This window comes from Rhodococcus sp. WWJCD1 (assembly GCF_002258735.1).
GTDB lineage: Bacteria > Actinomycetota > Actinomycetes > Mycobacteriales > Mycobacteriaceae > Rhodococcoides.
Genome location: NZ_NOXY01000008.1, coordinates 31649 through 47980, shown reverse-complemented (window position 1 = coordinate 47980; position 16332 = coordinate 31649). Strand labels below are relative to the sequence as shown.

The following is a 16332-nucleotide window of genomic DNA, read 5'->3' as shown; positions in this document are numbered from 1 at the left end:
CGCGTCAATGGACCCTTGCACGCCCCAGACGTATGCACAGTGCCATTCACTCGCACGGGGTTGCGGCGTGAATGTTCCATTCCAACGCTCAGACGTATGCAGTGGTCCATTGACGCGAACGGGGTGGGTGCGGTCGTAGACTCGCAACAATGAGTGCCTCGACCGTGAACCTCGACGACATCGTTGCCGCACATCGCCACATGCGTGAACGCAATCCGCTGGTGCAGTGCCTGACCAACACCGTCTCGGTTCAGTTCGTGGCGAATGCACTGTTGGCCGCGGGTGCCGCTCCGGCGATGGTGGACAACCCAGAGGAAGCGGCCGGTTTCGCGGAGATCGCCGACGCGGTCCTGGTCAATCTCGGAACTCCGACGGCGGCGCAGGTGGAGAGTTCTCGCCTGGCGTCGGCCGCTGCGAGAGAAGCGGGCAAGCCATGGGTTCTCGACCCGGTGGGGGCGGGCGGTCTGCCGTGGCGTACCCAGGTTGCCGTCGAGCTACTTGCCAACCGGCCCAGCGTTATTCGCGCGAATGCGTCCGAGGTCATGGGTCTGGCGGGCGCTGACGGCGGATCGAGAGGGGTGGATTCGTCTGCGCGCGTTGCGGATTCCGTTGATGCGGCGCGATCACTGCTGGATCGGGCCGAGATCGTGGCGGCCTCGGGGGAAGTCGACCACATCGTCGGGCAAGGATCCTTGGTGAAGCTCGGCGGCGGAAGTGCACTGCTGCAACGGGTTACGGCTACCGGGTGTGCGTTGGGTGCACTGACTGCGGCGTACTGCTCCGTGTCACCGAATTCGCTGATCGGTGCCGTCGCCGCGCACGCGCATGTTGCGGTGGCGTCGGAGATAGCGGCGCAGTCGACCTCGCGGCCGGGATCCTTCGCTGCCGCGTTCCTCGATGGCCTGGACACGGTGGACGAGTCGGCACTGCGGGAACTGGTTCGGCTCGACTGACGGGTGCAACGGTTGCTCCACTGTGCGCCGACATCCGCGAACACACTGCGGAGCGTACGACGAGTGGAGCAAAAATCGCCTGCGCCGTGAAGATAACGGCCCCTTGATCGAAATGTGATGTAACACAACACGTTTACGCGCGGACATACCTGGCGTCCCGCAAATCGAACCAGGTGGTCTTATGAAACGACTTCTTCTCGTCACCATCACTGCGCTCAGCCTCGTCGCGTGCGGCAACTCGGACGAACTGGTCGCAGCGACGGCGACCGGTGCGCCCACCTCGAACGCCCAGCCCCAGCCCGTACAGCCACAGGACCAGCCCAATGCGACCCAGCCGGTAGCCGCGGGCGAGGATGCGGATCCCAACGGTCCGGTCGACTCGAACACCGAAGAGCTTCCCGAGAACAACTCCATTCCCGACGCCACCGCACCTGTGACCTGCCTCGACGTGTCGTCCAGCTCGGTGACCGAAGCCGTGAACTCGCTGCCGCTGGTCTTCGCCGATTCACCGTGGGTCGCGACGCGGATGGGCGACCCGTGTGCGTCGTTCACCTGGGTCGAAGCCCTGCCGTACGGCGCGACGGTCAGCTCGCCGACACATCTGCTCTTCTTTCACGACGCCGAGTACCTCGGCACCGCGACGCTCGAGCCGTACGGGTTCACGTCGGTGGCGGCCCAGTCCGCCGACACGATCACAGTGAACTACCGCTGGCCACTCGCCGGTGACGCGAATGCGAACCCTACCGGCGGCCCGGTGACGATCGAGTACCAGTGGGACGGGACGCAGGTGACGATGATCGGCACCCTTCCGCCCGAGGTCATCGGCTAGATCGAGACGGACGATTCCTTGGGAAGCTCGCGGAATTCGGCGTCGGACATGTCCTTGAAGCGGCCGTAGTACGCGCCGGTCGCCTGGTCGGCGATCACTGCCTGATGAATGGGGAACGCCATCTTCGGAGCCACCGCACGCAGGAACTCGACCGTCTCGGACAGCTTCGACCACGGTGCGGCCGCGGGGAGCGCGAGTACGTCGACCTGCTGCTCGGGGACGAAGAGCGAGTCGCCGGGATGGAACAGCTGGCCCGGGTTCTCCGGAGTGCCGAGCAGGTAGCCGGTGTTGTCGATCTCCGGCAGTTCGGGATGGATGACGGCGTGGGTTCCGCCGACGCCGGTGACCGTGATGCCTCCGACCGCGAAGGCCTTGCCTGCGGGAGCCGCCGCCCACTGGCCGCCCAATTGGCCCGCAGTCATCGGATCGGCATGCAGTGCCGCTCGCGGATTTGCCTCGACCAGAGCCGGAAGTCGTTGCAGATCGACGTGATCCGGGTGCTGATGGGTGACGAGGATGGCATCGAGTCCGGTGATGCCCTCGAACCCGTGGGAGAACGTGCCGGGATCGAACAGCACGGTGGTGCCGTTGAGTTCGACGAGAACGCAGGAATGTCCGAAGTGTGTCAGCCGCATGGACTCCACAGTAAGCGCGGTTTCGCGCCTCCCGCCAGGGCTGCGTAGACTCCCACCTGCCGGTAACAGTCTTGCTGTACGTATTTCAAGGAGCGCTTTCGTGGCCCGAGTCGTTGTCGATGTCATGCCCAAGGCCGAGATTCTCGATCCGCAGGGTCAAGCGATCGCGGGCGCGCTGGGCCGTCTGGGTATCTCCGGTGTATCCGACGTGCGACAGGGCAAGCGTTTCGAGCTCGAGGTCGACGACTCCGTCGACGACGCCGAGCTGGAGAAGATCGCAGAGTCGCTGCTGGCCAATACGGTCATCGAAGACTGGACGGTCACTCGCGTGTCGGTAGAGCCCGCCGCATGAGCGCCCGTATCGGAGTCATCACCTTCCCCGGGACCCTCGACGACGTCGACGCCTCCCGCGCAGTCACCCTGGCCGGCGGAGAAGCCGTCAGCCTGTGGCATGCCGACGCCGATCTGAAGAACGTCGACGCCATCGTCGTCCCCGGCGGATTCTCCTACGGCGACTACCTGCGGGCCGGCGCAATTGCCAGATTCGCCCCCGTGATGGAGTCCGTCGTGAAAGCAGCCGAGGGCGGTATGCCGGTTCTCGGTATCTGCAACGGCTTTCAGGTGCTCTGCGAGGTGGGACTGCTTCCCGGTGCGTTGACCCGCAACGAAGGGCTGCACTTCGTGTGCCGCGATCAGTGGCTGGCAGTGGAGAACACCGACACCGCGTGGTCGTCGCGCTACGAGCCCGGTGCCGAGATTCTGATCCCGGTCAAGAACGCCGAGGGTCGATTCCAAGCACCGCAGAACGTGCTCGACGAGCTCGAGGGTGAGGGTCGCGTCGTGTTCCGCTACAGCGGTACCAACCCGAACGGATCGCAGCGGGGGATCGCCGGCATTTCCTCCGCCAACGGTCGAGTCGTCGGTCTGATGCCGCATCCCGAACACGCAACCGAGCCACTGACGGGTCCGAGCGACGACGGCTTGGGCATCTTCTATTCGGCTCTGGACACGATCGTCAACGCCTGACCCCAACCTGTCGGTGCTCGCGGTTATTGTGCTGACATGACGCTGACGTTGGGCATGATCACGTTCGACACCACCGATCCTGGGCCGCTCGCGCGTTGGTGGGCGACGCAGGTCGACGGCACGATCGTGGAGGAGAACGACGGCTGGTTCTACGTCGTCGAACTCGCCGCCGCGCCGTACCGAATGGCCTTTCAGAAGATCGACGATCCGACGCCCGGCAAGAATCGTGTCCACCTCGACATGACCACCGAGAATCTCGACGGTGAGGTTGCGCGTCTGGTCGAGGCGGGTGCACGTGAAGTTGCGCAACACACCATGGGCGACTTTCGCTGGGTGACGCTGAGCGACCCCGACGGCAACGTGTTCTGCGTGTCCGGGTCGCACTGAGCATCGAATGCCTGCCCAAACGTGGGTGACCCTGATCGTCGGTGTGCTCGCCGTCGTCGGAGTCGCTCTCACCATTCGTCAGCGCACCGTCGCCGACAGACGAGCGCAGGCAGGGCAGCGGATCACCTGGTGCCTCGACCACACAGTCAGCACGGACGACGCCGAAGCTGCCCTGGGGTGGGATATCTACGGGGCGGTTACGGACTCCCCACTGATAACCAGAACGGAGCAGGATGTCCTGGTGGCCCTTGCGGATCGCGCCTTGCGGCATGCACTGGCGCAACCCGATGAACACGAGGACACTGACAATCGAGGCGATGAGCTGGAGGACCTGCGATGACCACCACGGACGAACGCAAGATGAAGGTCGGACGACCGGAGGTCGCCGCGGCGGCTGCTCGCGCATCGATCGCAATCCGTGAACGCAGCGGACGTGATGTGCCGCAGTGGATCCGCGACGCCGCAGCGGGTCGACCTACCACCCCGCCGCCCGAATAGCGCGTCCTATCAGGACACGAGCGCCCACCATTCCGTCTCTGGAATGCGGGCGTTCGTCGTGAATGCCAGGCGTGCGGACCGTCGAACGAATTCATGCCGCACGCGCCCGCAACTCCGTCAAGGTAGAAGCGAAAACGCCCGTTGGGCCGTGCGATACGTCGCAATACTCACCGTCTCGCCAGAAGAACACCGAGCGCGACAGTGGGCTCGGTGTGTCACGACTGAACATGTCGGCCAGCTCGGCGAGTGCTGCCACTGCCCCGAGTGCACTATCGGCATCGCTCGGCCTGTGAACGGCCAGTTCGTAGGCGCTGGGGACGGCGAACAAAAGGCCGTACAGGCACTCGCCGAGGTGCGTCGATATCAACGTGGGCATGTCTGCGACCTTCGACGCGATGTAGATCGAATCGCCGCTCAGCACATGGACGTCGATGCCGTCCCTGCTGAGGATCTGGGCGTCCTCGAACTGCATCGCAGCCGTGTTGTGTCGGCCGGCAGCCCAAGCGGCCTGCAGGTCCCGGCCGACGAGATGCCGATCGGCCAGTGTCAGCGCTCGATTGGGAGACGACAGATTCAGCACACGCACCGGGGATCCGGGTGCGTCGACCAGGGGAACCGCGTAATCGTATTCGGCCAGTGTCTCGAGGGCGGTCGGTGCGACGACGCGCTCGCGCAACCTCGCATGGAACTCGTTGTCCGACAACGAGGTGATGAAGGTCGGGTCGGCTTCGCGCATCATCTCGATCATGACGTCGACATGGCTGTCGATGATGCTGTCCCACGCCGATCTGCCTGCCTTCGAGCAGCGGGCGAAAAGGTTCTCCAGCGGAAGGTGCGCGCCTGATCCCGTCGCCAGTGTTGTCGAATCCACGCGGTGAACCACTACCCCGCGCCTGCGGAACACCTCGATGGTCTTCATCCGCACGATTGCGAATGTGGTTGCGTGAACTGCACCGTAGTTCGGCAAAGACTGAAATTTCATGAAGATCCCCCCGGTCTGGTGTGCTCTTGATGCGTTCGACGCGGCGGCTGCCACAATGGTTCCCATGCCGTCCAACGCTTCTGCAATCGGTCTCTGCAACTTCGTCGACGTCTCGCCGTCGCCGTTCCACGTCTGCAACACGGTGTCGGTGCAGCTCGAGGAGGCCGGTTTCGTTCGGCTCGACGAGATCGACGCCTGGCCGACCGAACCCGGTCGCTACTACTTGATCCGCGGCGGTTCTCTCGTCGCCTGGAGTACCGAGCGCGGTAATTCGAGTCGTTCCGCAGGCTCCACTCCTGATGGCCCGTTCCGCATCGTCGGCGGACACACCGACAGCCCCAACCTTCGCGTGAAGCAGCATCCCGATCTCGAATCGGCAGGCTGGCAGATGGTGGGCCTCGAACCGTACGGCGGTGCCTGGCTCAACTCCTGGCTCGATCGCGATCTGGGCATCTCCGGCCGGTTGAGTGTGCGTGACGGCAACGCTGCGCGCGAAGTGCTCGTCAAGGTGGACGAGCCGATTCTGCGAGTTCCGCAGCTGGCGATCCACCTGTCCGAGGACCGAAAGGGTGTCACCCTGGACCCGCAGCGACATGTCAATGCCATTTGGGGCGTGGGTAATTCACCGAAATCCTTCATCGCCTACGTCGCCGAGAGAGAAGGCGTCGACCCGCGTTCGGTACTGGGCTGGGAGCTGATGACACACGACCTCGCGCCCAGTGCCGTCGTGGGCGTGGAGTCGGAACTGGTCAGCGCGCCGCGTCTGGACAATCAGGGCACCTGCTACGCCGGAACTCAGGCTTTGCTTGCTGCAGTGGAGAATCCGACCGATGTGACGCCGGTGCTGGCACTGTTCGACCACGAGGAAGTCGGCAGCATGTCCGATCGCGGTGCGTTCTCGGATCTGCTGAACACCGTGCTCGAGCGCATCGTGCTCGGACGCGGCGGTGGGCGTGAGGAATTCCTGCGCACGATGGCCGGATCCATTTGTGCCTCAGGCGATATGGCGCACGCGACGCACCCGAACTACCCGGATCGGCACGAGCCCGCGCATCGCATCGAGCTCGGCGGGGGACCGGTGCTGAAGGTCAACCAGAACCTGCGCTACGCAACGGACTCCGCCGGAGCAGGTGCCTTCGCGCTCGCCTGCGATCAGGCCGGAGTTCCCTTGCAGCGCTACGTGCATCGCGCCGATCTACCCTGTGGATCGACTATCGGACCCATCACCGCGTCGCGCACCGGGCTGTCGACAGTGGACGTCGGCGCAGCACAGCTGGCCATGCACTCTTCGCGAGAGTTGATGGGTGCCAACGACGTGAAGGCATACGCCGACGCGTTGGCGGCATTCCTCGCCCCTGCGCTTTAGCCGGTCGCAAACGCGCGCGCATTCGTCAGGTGCGCGTGGATTCGTGCCCGATTCGGTGGCTGCTCCGCTCGCGTCTGGCAAACGCGCGCGCGTTTGCGAGATCGGGGGGGGTGAGCGAGCGACCCGAACCCCGACGACTCGGCTAGAGCGGATCGAGTTGGAGGCACGCATCCGCCGCGAGCCAGAACAACTGTTCGCGCACTGTTGTCGCCTTGGTCCAGCCGCGGTGATCCCAGTCGGCGGCGAGGGAGTCTCCCGCGTACAGCAGTTGCGCGAATCGCACTCCGCGGAATCGGGCCACCGCGCAGAAGGCCGATGCCTCCATGTCGACCGTCCGGCAGCCCTCCTCGACGCGACGCGACACTCGGCCACGCGTCTCGCGGTAGAGCGCGTCCGTCGTCCAGGAACGCCCGGTGACGAAGTCGATTCCGGCATCGGTGAGCACCGACTGGAGTACGGCCACACCTGCCGGGTCGGCCTCGACCACCCGTCCGGGCGGTAGGTAGTGGAACGAGGTTCCCTCGTCACGCAGAGCGCTGTCGACCACCATCACGTGTCCCATGCCCAGGTCGTCGGACAGGGCTCCGGCACCGCCGACGGCTACGAACTGAGTGCAGCCCATGGCGATGGCCTCTTCGAGGAACAGCGCAGCCAGTGGCGCGCCGACTCCGGGATGGAAGACGGCGAGCTTCTGTCCACCTCGTTCGATTTCGTAGACGGGGTGTTCGCCGTGCTCGGAGCGCATGACCGACACCACTCGGGCGTCGCCTTTCGCGCAGATGCTCTCGATCACCTCGGCGAAGAAACAGACGACGGCTTTCGGAGGTACGTCGACTCCCTTGGCCACCATCGACGGGTCGATGACGCCCGTTTCGTCCAGATCGTCCTCGGTCAGTGCGATGTCCATCAGGTGATGTTCGCACGAGGCCGATACGTCCGATGCCGTAGATGTCGGTGGCACCTTATAGACTCGCCCTGGCATTTCGCTCCATCGAAGGGACCTATTCCTCGTGTCCGCTAGCTCTGCACCCACAGACACTGTCTCCAACGCCGTCGCCACCCCCGACGTTGCGCAGCCGTACAAGGAACTCGGACTCAAGGACGACGAATACGTCCGCATCAAGGAAATCCTCGGCCGTCGGCCCACCGACGCCGAACTGGCGATGTACTCCGTCATGTGGAGCGAGCACTGCTCGTACAAATCCTCCAAGGTGCACCTGAAGTACTTCGGCGAGACCACCACCGACGAGATGCGCAAGCCGATGCTCGCCGGCATCGGTGAGAACGCGGGCGTCGTCGACGTCGGCGACGGCTGGGCCGTCACGTTCAAGGTAGAGAGCCACAATCACCCCTCGTACGTCGAGCCCTACCAGGGTGCGGCGACGGGCGTCGGCGGCATCGTCCGCGACATCATGGCCATGGGTGCGCGCCCGATCGCCGTCATGGACCAGCTGCGATTCGGTGCTGCCGATGCACCCGATACGCGCCGCGTTCTGAGTGGCATCGTCGCAGGCGTCGGCGGTTACGGAAACTCCCTCGGCCTGCCGAACATCGGTGGCGAGACGGTGTTCGACGCCTCGTACGCCGGTAACCCTCTGCTCAACGCCCTGTGTGCCGGCGTCATGCGCGTCGAGGACATGCACCTGGCGTTCGCGTCGGGCCTGGGCAACAAGATCATTCTGTTCGGTGCCCGAACCGGTCTCGACGGGATCGGCGGCGTGTCCGTCCTCGCGTCGGAGACCTTCGACGGTGACGAGACCGGTGGGGGCCGCAAGAAGCTCCCCGCGGTGCAGGTGGGCGACCCGTTCACCGAGAAGGTGCTCATCGAAGCCTGCCTCGAGCTGTACTCGAACAAGCTGGTCGTCGGTATCCAGGACCTCGGCGGTGCCGGATTGTCTTGTGCCACTTCGGAACTCGCCTCGGCGGGTAGTGGTGGTATGCACATCGAGCTGGAGAAGGTGCCGATGCGCGCCACCGGCATGACGCCCGCCGAGGTGCTCTCGAGCGAATCCCAGGAGCGCATGTGCGCCGTGGTGACGCCCGACAACGTCGATGCGTTCATGGCCGTCTGCAAGAAGTGGGACGTGCTGGCGACCGTCATCGGTGAGGTCACCGACCGTGAGCATCTGCAGATCACCTGGCACGGCGAGACCGTCGTCGACGTTCCGCCGAAGACCGTTGCGCACGAAGGACCGGTGTACAACCGCCCGGTCCAGCGCCCGGACACCCAGGACGATCTGGTCGCGAACACCACGGCGTCGCTGCAGCGCCCGCAAACCGGGGACGAACTGAGGGCGACGCTGCTGAAAATGATCGGCTCGCCGCAGTTGTGCAGCCGTCGATTCATCACCGAGCAGTACGACCGCTATGTGCGCGGCAACACCGTTCTCGCCGAGAACGCCGATGCCGGCGTGATCCGAATCGACGAGAACACCGGGCGCGGAATCGCTTTGGCCACCGACGCGTCTGGCCGTTACACCGCACTCGATCCCTACCAGGGTGCCCAGCTCGCACTCGCCGAGGCGTTCCGCAACGTCGCGGTCACCGGCGCGACACCCAAGGCCGTCACCAACTGCCTGAACTTCGGCTCGCCCGAGGATCCCGGTGTCATGTGGCAGTTCCAGCAGGCCGTGCGCGGACTGGCGGACGGCTGTGTGACCCTTGGCATCCCGGTCACCGGCGGCAACGTCAGCTTCTACAACCAGACCGGTGCCGAGCCGATCCTGCCGACGCCCGTCGTCGGTGTGCTCGGCGTGATCGACGACGTGCATCGCCGCATCCCCACCGGCCTCGGACTCGAGCCCGGCGAGACGCTGATCCTGCTGGGCGAGACCCACGACGAGTTCGACGGATCCATCTGGTCGCAGGTCGAGCACGATCACCTCGGCGGCGTTCCACCCAAGGTCGATCTGGCCCGCGAACAGTTGTTGGCCGACATTCTGCTGTCGTCCTCGCGCGACGGCCTGGTCTCGGCGGCACACGACCTGTCCGAGGGTGGTCTTGCGCAGGCAGTGGTGGAAGCGGCCCTGGCCGGTGAAACCGGTTGCCGCATCATCGTTCCCGAGGGTGCCGATCCGTTCGTCACGCTGTTCTCGGAGTCCTCGGGTCGCGTACTGGTCGCGGTGCCGCGCACGGAAGAGACGCGTTTCACCGGTATGTGCACCGCCCGCGGGCTGCCGTGGACGCGCATCGGCGTCGTCGACGAGGGTTCGGATTCCATCGAGGTGCAGGGGCAGTTCTCCGTCCCGATGGCGGAGCTGCGTGAGACGTTCGAGAGCACTCTCCCCAGACTTTTCGGCTGACCGAGGTGGGGGGACAGACATCGGTCGGGAAACAGGCATCGGAGCGGCACGACAGAGAACTCGACGCTGCACTCGAACCGGATCAGCATCATCGGTACCACCTGCCGACCATGGAATTCTCGGTCCCCTCGCCCGACAAGCATCCGTTCGTCATGTGGGCGTGGGGTCTGCTGCGCCTCGACTTCACCGGGATCGCGTTCAGCGCGTTGTTCTTCTGCTGGTCGCTGACTCCGTCGCTGCTTCCTCGCGGGTGGCTGTTCCAGGGCATCATCGGCGGTATCAACGCGGCCATCGGCTACGCCTTCGGTGTGGCGATCGGGTGGGCGGTGACGCGGTGGTGGTTGTCGTCCCGATCGTGGTGGCCGTTGCCGCGCGCGGTCGATCGCGCCGTCAAGATCGCAGTGCCTGTCGTGGCTGTCGCGGTGTCGATGATCATGCTGGCCATCTCTGCGGAATGGCAGCGTGAGCTCGCCGCACTGATGGACGCGGAGGGCACCACCACAACGGGTTACCTACGAACCGGGGCACTCAGCATCGCCATTGCGGCACTGCTGATTTCGCTGTGGCGGGTGTTGCGCGACGTCGTTCGGCTGCTGGCCCGCCAGATCAACCGCGTGGTGAAGATGCCACGGGAAGTGGCCAATGCGCTCGGGGTCGTCCTCCTCGTCGTGCTCTCCGTCGCACTGGTTCAGGGCGTGCTGCTCCGTGCGGTCTCGGCGGTCACCAACTCGGCATTCAGTCTGCAGAACGACGAAACTCGGGACGGGGCAGAACAACCCGTCGCCGACGAGCGATCCGGCAGCCCGAACTCGTTGGCTCCCTGGGACACCCTGGGGTTCGAGGGTCGTAACTTCGTCTCCAGCGGTCTGCGCGCCGACGAGATGGAGCGGGCCACGGGCCGCCCGAGTCTCGAGCCGATTCGGGCATACGCAGGATTGGAAACCGCGGAGACCCAGGACGAACGACTCGACATCGTGGTCGCCGAACTCGAACGCACCGGGGCCTTCCAGCGGCAGGCCCTGATCGTCGTTCCGACGACGGGCACCGGGTGGGTGAATCCCACCGCCATCGAAGCGGAAGAGCTCATGTTCGACGGCGATGTCGCCACCGTCGCATCTCAGTATTCGTATCTGCCCAGCTGGATCTCGTTCATCGCCGAGGGCGACAAGGCGGCTCAGGCCGGCAAAGCGCTCATCGACAAGGTTCACGATCGCTGGCTGCAGGAGCCGGAGGCCACCCGCCCCAAGTTCTACGTGTACGGCGAGAGCCTCGGTACCCAGGCCGGGGAGGGTGCCTTCGACGGTCTGGCGGACATCAGGGCCGTCACCGACGGAGTCCTGTGGGTAGGACCGCCGAACAACAACCGCATCTGGAGTCAGTTCGTCAGCCGACGCGACCCGGGAAGTCCCGAGGTTCGGCCGGTCTACTCCGAGGGGCTGACGGTTCGCTTCGCCGACAACTCGTCGGGCATCCCGCCGGAGGACCAACCGTGGTACGCACCGCGGATCCTGTACGTCCAGCATGCCTCGGATCCGGTGGTCTGGTGGTCGCCCGATCTGCTGTTCGAGCGTCCCGACTGGTTGTCCGAACCACCGGGGCCGGATCGGCTGCCGAGTATGCGATGGTTCCCGGTCGTCACGTTCTGGCAGGTGGCCGCCGACCTGACCAACGCCGCGGGCGTCCCCGACGGACACGGCCACAACTACGGAACCCTGGTGCTCGACGGCTGGGTCGCCGTCGCCGCCCCCGAGGGCTGGACCGACCGAGACACCGAACGAGTCCGCGGAGTCATGGAGCAATTCGCCGGGCGAGACGGTCCCGAGAAGTGAGAACCGCCCTGACAACAGGACTCGCGACGACGGCGTGGAGTACCTATCTCCTTCCCGCGCTCGGTCTCGATGCCCGCGCGCGGGCGGTGGCCAACGCCTCGTTCGCAGTGGGCGTGGCTGCACTCTCTCGAACGAGCGCGGACGAGCTCGGCCTGCGCAGTACCGCTGCCGGCCTGAAGTGGGGCGCTGCGGCGTCGGCGATTCCTGTCCTCGGATCTGCCGTCGTCGCCGCAATTCCAGCGCTGCGACGTCGGGTCCGGCCGTCCGAGGACGAGCTGGCCGAGTGGGTGCTGTTTCGCATTCCCGTGGGAACGGTGCTCACCGAGGAGTTGCTGTTCCGTGGTGTGCTCGACGCCGCGTCGCCGGCCCTGTCGCCGATCTTCTTCGGCCTGTGGCACATTCACCCGGCCCGCGCTGCCGGAGACACCGTGATCGGAACGGTGCTGGCGACGACCGTGGCCGGTGTTGTCTTCTCATGGCTCAGGGCCCGCAGTGGGAGCGTGCTCGCCCCGGCGCTGTTGCACTACTTCCTCAACACGAGTGGCGCTGTGCTGGCGCATCTCGCAGCGAACGACAGGAGTCGGTAGCAGTGCCTCCGCACAAGGAAGTCAGCCCCGCCGAGGTGCGCGACGCAGTACTGGCGGTGGGGGACTGGATCAAGGGTGAGGCGGACAGGCCGGCTCGCGCACAGATTGCCGCGGCAGTGCGCACCACCGCCAGAACTCTCGGCCAGAATGCGCCCGGATCCTCGGTGGAGGTACGCGTACCGCCGTTCGTTGCGGTGCAGTGCATCGTCGGGCCTCGTCATACTCGTGGAACTCCGCCGAACGTCGTCGAAACCGATGCTCTGACGTGGCTGCAGGTTGTGACCGGAACCCGGGATTTCGCCGAGGCCCTCGCCGACGGTTCCATCGATGCGTCCGGTAGCCGGGCGGCCGAAGTGGGCCGCTGGTTGCCGCTGCTGTCCATCAAGTGAGCCTGTCTGATCCGAGGGCGAATCGGACACTCGTTCACCTGCTGGGAATCTCCCGTCCACACGATGCGTTGACTCCGGCCGTGTGCCCGTAGACTTGGGCACGGCCCCCCGCCCCGTACCCCCAAGGGAGCAATGCCCGTGACCAACGCCGATTTGTCGGTCGACAGTCCGAATCTTCTGCTAGGCAAACCCCTCGACGAACCGGAGAACGAGCCGCGCGAAGAGTGCGGAGTGTTCGGAGTATGGGCACCGGGCGAGGATGTGGCCAAGCTCTCTTATTACGGCCTCTATGCGCTGCAGCACCGTGGTCAGGAGGCTGCCGGCATCGCGGTGTCCGACGGTTCCCAGGTGCTGGTGTTCAAGGATCTCGGCCTCGTCAGCCAGGTGTTCGACGAGCAGACCCTGGGAGCTATGCCCGGGCATGTCGCCATCGGCCACTGCCGCTACTCCACCAGCGGGTCGGTCACGTGGGAGAACGCTCAGCCGATCTTCCGCACCACCACTGCGGGCACCGGGATTGCGCTCGGCCACAACGGAAATCTCGTGAATTTCGCCGAGCTCGCCACCAAGGCTCGTGACGCCGGCCTGATCAGCGATCGGCTGCAAGGAAACGGCACCTCGGATTCCGACGTGGTGACGGCGCTGATGGCCCACAAGGCCGCCGATTGCACCGTCGAGCAGGCGGCGATGGAGCTGTTGCCGCAGCTCAAAGGTGCCTTCTGCTTGACGTTCATGGACGAGCACACGCTCTACGCCGCCCGCGACCCGCACGGTGTTCGTCCGCTGTGCCTCGGCCGCCTCGATCGCGGTTGGGTGGTTGCCAGTGAGACGGCCGCGCTCGACATCGTCGGTGCCGCGTTCGTTCGAGACATCGAGCCCGGCGAGCTGCTCGCGATCGATGCCGACGGCGTTCGGTCGTCGCGTTTTGCCGCTCCCGAGCCCAAGGGATGCGTGTTCGAGTACGTCTACCTCGCACGACCCGACAGTGTGATCGGCGGCCGTTCGGTGCACTCGACCCGCGTCGAGATCGGACGACGGCTCGCCAAGGAGCATCCGGCCGAGGGTGATCTGGTGATTCCGGTGCCCGAGAGCGGAACTCCCGCTGCGGTCGGTTTCGCTCAGGGCTCCGGCATTCCCTACGGCCAGGGCCTGATGAAGAACGCCTACGTGGGCCGCACGTTCATTCAGCCGTCGCAGACCATTCGTCAGCTCGGAATCCGGCTCAAACTCAATCCACTCAAAGAGGTCATTCGGGGCAAAAGGCTGGTGGTGGTGGACGATTCGATCGTCCGCGGCAATACCCAGCGTGCGCTGATCAGGATGCTGCGAGAAGCCGGTGCGCTCGAGATTCACGTCCGCATCGCGTCCCCACCGGTGCGGTGGCCCTGCTTCTACGGCATCGACTTCGCTTCTCCCGCAGAGCTGATCGCCAACGGCGTCGACTCCGAGGACGGGATTCTCGAAGGCGTCCGCCAGGCCATCGGTGCCGATTCGCTGGGGTACATCTCCATCGATGGCATGATCGCGGCGTCGGAGCAGCCCGAATCGCGGTTGTGTGCAGCATGTTTCACCGGTAAGTACCCGATCGATCTGCCCGCCGACAATGCGCTCGGCAAGCACGTTCTCGAGGGTCTACTGGCGTCGGCGGCCGGGCAGCCGGTGGCCAACGACGCAAATGTGAGCGCTCTCAGTCGCCCTTGACCTGGTCGTTTCCTCCAGGGAACAGCAGGGTTTTCTCAATGCCACATATTGGAAACAGTCCATCGGTACTGTCCCGAGTTACATAGGACACACCGATTTGGATAGAGGCATCAGATGACCCTGTCGCCCGACGACGGACGCATGCTGCGCTACAGCGCAGCATCCAAGACCGCTGTGCGTAAGCACGGCAAGAAGACCGCTGCAGTGGCAGCACTGTCGGTACTTGCACTGACGGCCGCTGCGTGCGGCTCGGGACGCACCGACGCCGGCGGATCCGGTGACGGCGGCGGAGACACCATCACCGTCGGCACCACCGACCAGGTGACCTCGCTCGACCCGGCCGGCTCGTACGACAACGGCTCGTTCATGGTGATGAACCAGACGTACCCCTTCCTGATGAACTTCGCGCCCGGCAGCTCCGAGCTCGAGCCCGATGTCGCCGAAAGCTGCGATTTCGCCGAGCCGACCGTCTACAAGTGCACGCTCAAGGACGACCTGACGTTCGCGAACGGCAACCCGCTGACGAGCGAGAGCGTGAAGTTCTCGTTCGACCGGATCGTCGCGATCAACGATCCCAACGGGCCTGCGTCGCTGTTGACCAACCTCGACAGCATCGCGACGCCGGACGAGAAGACCGTCGAGTTCACGCTGAAGGCAGCGAACGATCAGACGTTCCCGCAGATCTTGGCGACACCGGCAGGTCCGATCGTCGACCAGACGGTGTTCCCGGCCGACAAGATCCTCGACGACGACGCCATCGTGGCGGGTACCCCGTTCGCCGGTCCGTACTCGATCTCGAGCTACGCCAAGAACTCCCTCGTCAGCTTTACCGCGAACGGTGATTACAAGGGCATCCTCGGTACGCCGAAGACGTCGTCGATCAACACGAAGTACTACACCAGCTCCGACAACCTCAAGCTCGACGTGCAGAACAAGGCCATCGATGTCGCGTGGCGCTCGTTGACGCCGACGGACGTCGAGTCGCTCGGCGGGGTGGACGGTCTCACCGTGCACGAGGGGCCCGGCGGCGAATCGCGCTACATGGTCTTCAACATGAACACGATGCCCGGCGACACCCCCGATCAGAAGCTGGCCGTACGCAAGGCAATTGCGGCCTCGGTCGATCGTCAGGCGCTGTCCGACGGCGTCTACAAGGGCACCTACACTCCGCTGTACTCCGTCGTCCCCACCGGTTTGGCCGGTGCGAACACCGCGTACGGCGATGTCTACGGCACCACGCCCAACCGCGACGAGGCAGCCGGATTCCTTTCTGCGGCAGGCGTTGCCACCCCGGTTCAGCTCAACCTGCAGTACAACCCGGACCACTACGGTTCGTCCTCGAGCGAGGAATACGCCGCGATCAAGAGTCAGCTCGACGCGACCGGCCTGTTCAACGTGAACCTGCAGTCCACCGAGTGGAGCACGTACACCAAGGAACGCGTCGCCGACGCGTACCCGGTGTATCAGCTGGGTTGGTTCCCGGACTACCCCGACGCAGACAACTATCTGACGCCGTTCTTCGCGCCGGACAACTTCCTGCAGTCGCACTTCGAGAGCCCGGCCATCACGTCACTGCTCGATCTCGAGCGCACGACGGCCGACGAGAATGCTCGGATGCAGATCATCGGCCAGATCCAGACCGAGCTCGCGACGAACTACCTGCCGACGCTTCCGCTGTTGGAGGGCAAGCAGATTGCCGTCGCAACCAACGAGATCAGCGGCGTGGACGAGACGCTCGACGCCTCGTTCAAGTTCCGGTTCGTCACGCTCGCCAAGAGCTGACGGCGTGCCCACTACCGACAGCACGACGGTAGAGGGCGAGAAGCAAGCACAGCAGGCGAGCGCGCC

Annotated in this window: 17 protein-coding genes; 14 read left to right on the top strand and 3 right to left on the bottom strand. The window is 65.0% G+C overall.

The window, feature by feature from the left end:
* The first annotated feature begins 149 nt into the window (after positions 1-149).
* Together thiM and CH286_RS04370 are read left to right on the top strand one after the other, a co-directional pair.
* Positions 150-953 carry a hydroxyethylthiazole kinase gene (gene thiM / locus CH286_RS04375; protein WP_176458135.1) on the top strand — a complete coding sequence of 268 codons (804 nt, stop codon included), beginning with the start codon at positions 150-152 and terminating at the stop codon, positions 951-953.
* Between the two features lie 181 nt (positions 954-1134).
* Complete coding sequence (locus tag CH286_RS04370; protein WP_094608456.1) at positions 1135-1782, top strand: LppP/LprE family lipoprotein; 648 nt, start codon at positions 1135-1137, stop codon at positions 1780-1782.
* On the opposite strand, the gene CH286_RS04365 is transcribed toward CH286_RS04370, so the two are convergent.
* Positions 1779-2417 carry an MBL fold metallo-hydrolase gene (locus CH286_RS04365; RefSeq protein WP_032376366.1) on the bottom strand — a complete coding sequence of 213 codons (639 nt, stop codon included), beginning with the start codon at positions 2415-2417 and terminating at the stop codon, positions 1779-1781. The two genes, CH286_RS04370 and CH286_RS04365, sit on opposite strands and share 4 nt — an antisense overlap.
* Before the next feature lie 100 nt (positions 2418-2517).
* Between CH286_RS04365 and purS the strand changes: the two genes are divergently transcribed.
* The 5 genes from purS to CH286_RS27755 are packed head-to-tail and all read left to right on the top strand — an operon-like array spanning position 2518 to position 4328.
* On the top strand, positions 2518-2769 hold the full coding sequence (gene purS / locus CH286_RS04360) for a phosphoribosylformylglycinamidine synthase subunit PurS (RefSeq protein ID WP_032376367.1): 252 nt from the start codon (positions 2518-2520) through the stop codon (positions 2767-2769).
* Positions 2766-3443 (top strand): phosphoribosylformylglycinamidine synthase subunit PurQ, encoded by a 678-nt coding sequence (gene purQ, locus CH286_RS04355; protein ID WP_032376368.1) that lies wholly within the window; start codon positions 2766-2768, stop codon positions 3441-3443. The genes purS and purQ overlap by 4 nt, the downstream gene beginning before the upstream one ends.
* Positions 3444-3479: 36 nt before the next feature.
* Entirely contained in the window at positions 3480-3830 is a 351-nt protein-coding gene (locus tag CH286_RS04350; RefSeq protein WP_032405765.1) for a VOC family protein, read from the top strand.
* A 7-nt stretch (positions 3831-3837) separates the two neighbouring features.
* A complete protein-coding gene (locus CH286_RS04345) occupies positions 3838-4170 on the top strand; it encodes a hypothetical protein (RefSeq protein ID WP_094608455.1) in 333 nt (110 codons plus the stop codon).
* On the top strand, positions 4167-4328 hold the full coding sequence (locus tag CH286_RS27755; RefSeq protein WP_155292588.1) for a hypothetical protein: 162 nt from the start codon (positions 4167-4169) through the stop codon (positions 4326-4328). The genes CH286_RS04345 and CH286_RS27755 overlap by 4 nt, the downstream gene beginning before the upstream one ends.
* A gap of 91 nt (positions 4329-4419) precedes the next feature.
* On the opposite strand, the gene CH286_RS04340 is transcribed toward CH286_RS27755, so the two are convergent.
* The gene (locus tag CH286_RS04340; RefSeq protein ID WP_094608454.1) at positions 4420-5310 is read right to left on the bottom strand and encodes a hypothetical protein; all 891 of its coding nucleotides are present in this window, start codon (positions 5308-5310) and stop codon (positions 4420-4422) included.
* Positions 5311-5374: 64 nt separating this feature from the next.
* Between CH286_RS04340 and CH286_RS04335 the strand changes: the two genes are divergently transcribed.
* Positions 5375-6676: a M18 family aminopeptidase gene (locus CH286_RS04335; RefSeq protein ID WP_176458134.1), complete on the top strand. Its 1302-nt coding sequence runs from the start codon at positions 5375-5377 to the stop codon at positions 6674-6676.
* A 142-nt stretch (positions 6677-6818) separates the two neighbouring features.
* Here CH286_RS04335 and CH286_RS04330 read toward each other — a convergent pair whose 3' ends face one another.
* Positions 6819-7583: a nucleoside phosphorylase gene (locus CH286_RS04330; RefSeq protein WP_255182565.1), complete on the bottom strand. Its 765-nt coding sequence runs from the start codon at positions 7581-7583 to the stop codon at positions 6819-6821.
* Between the two features lie 103 nt (positions 7584-7686).
* Here CH286_RS04330 and purL point away from each other — a divergent pair, with 103 nt between their 5' ends.
* The 6 genes from purL to CH286_RS04300 all read left to right on the top strand — a co-directional run bounded on the left by purL (position 7687) and on the right by CH286_RS04300 (position 16266).
* Positions 7687-9978, top strand: coding sequence for a phosphoribosylformylglycinamidine synthase subunit PurL (gene purL / locus CH286_RS04325; protein WP_094608453.1), 2292 nt, complete (start codon positions 7687-7689; stop codon positions 9976-9978).
* Between the two features lie 110 nt (positions 9979-10088).
* A complete protein-coding gene (locus tag CH286_RS04320) occupies positions 10089-11807 on the top strand; it encodes an alpha/beta hydrolase (RefSeq protein ID WP_230592740.1) in 1719 nt (572 codons plus the stop codon).
* Positions 11804-12394, top strand: coding sequence for a CPBP family intramembrane glutamic endopeptidase (locus tag CH286_RS04315; RefSeq protein ID WP_094608452.1), 591 nt, complete (start codon positions 11804-11806; stop codon positions 12392-12394). The genes CH286_RS04320 and CH286_RS04315 overlap by 4 nt, the downstream gene beginning before the upstream one ends.
* A 2-nt stretch (positions 12395-12396) precedes the next feature.
* On the top strand, positions 12397-12783 hold the full coding sequence (locus tag CH286_RS04310; protein WP_094608451.1) for a sterol carrier family protein: 387 nt from the start codon (positions 12397-12399) through the stop codon (positions 12781-12783).
* A 138-nt stretch (positions 12784-12921) separates the two neighbouring features.
* Positions 12922-14484 (top strand): amidophosphoribosyltransferase, encoded by a 1563-nt coding sequence (purF, locus tag CH286_RS04305; RefSeq protein WP_032406013.1) that lies wholly within the window; start codon positions 12922-12924, stop codon positions 14482-14484.
* Positions 14485-14625: 141 nt separating this feature from the next.
* The gene (locus CH286_RS04300) at positions 14626-16266 is read left to right on the top strand and encodes an ABC transporter substrate-binding protein (RefSeq protein WP_094608551.1); all 1641 of its coding nucleotides are present in this window, start codon (positions 14626-14628) and stop codon (positions 16264-16266) included.
* Positions 16267-16332: the final 66 nt, after the last annotated feature.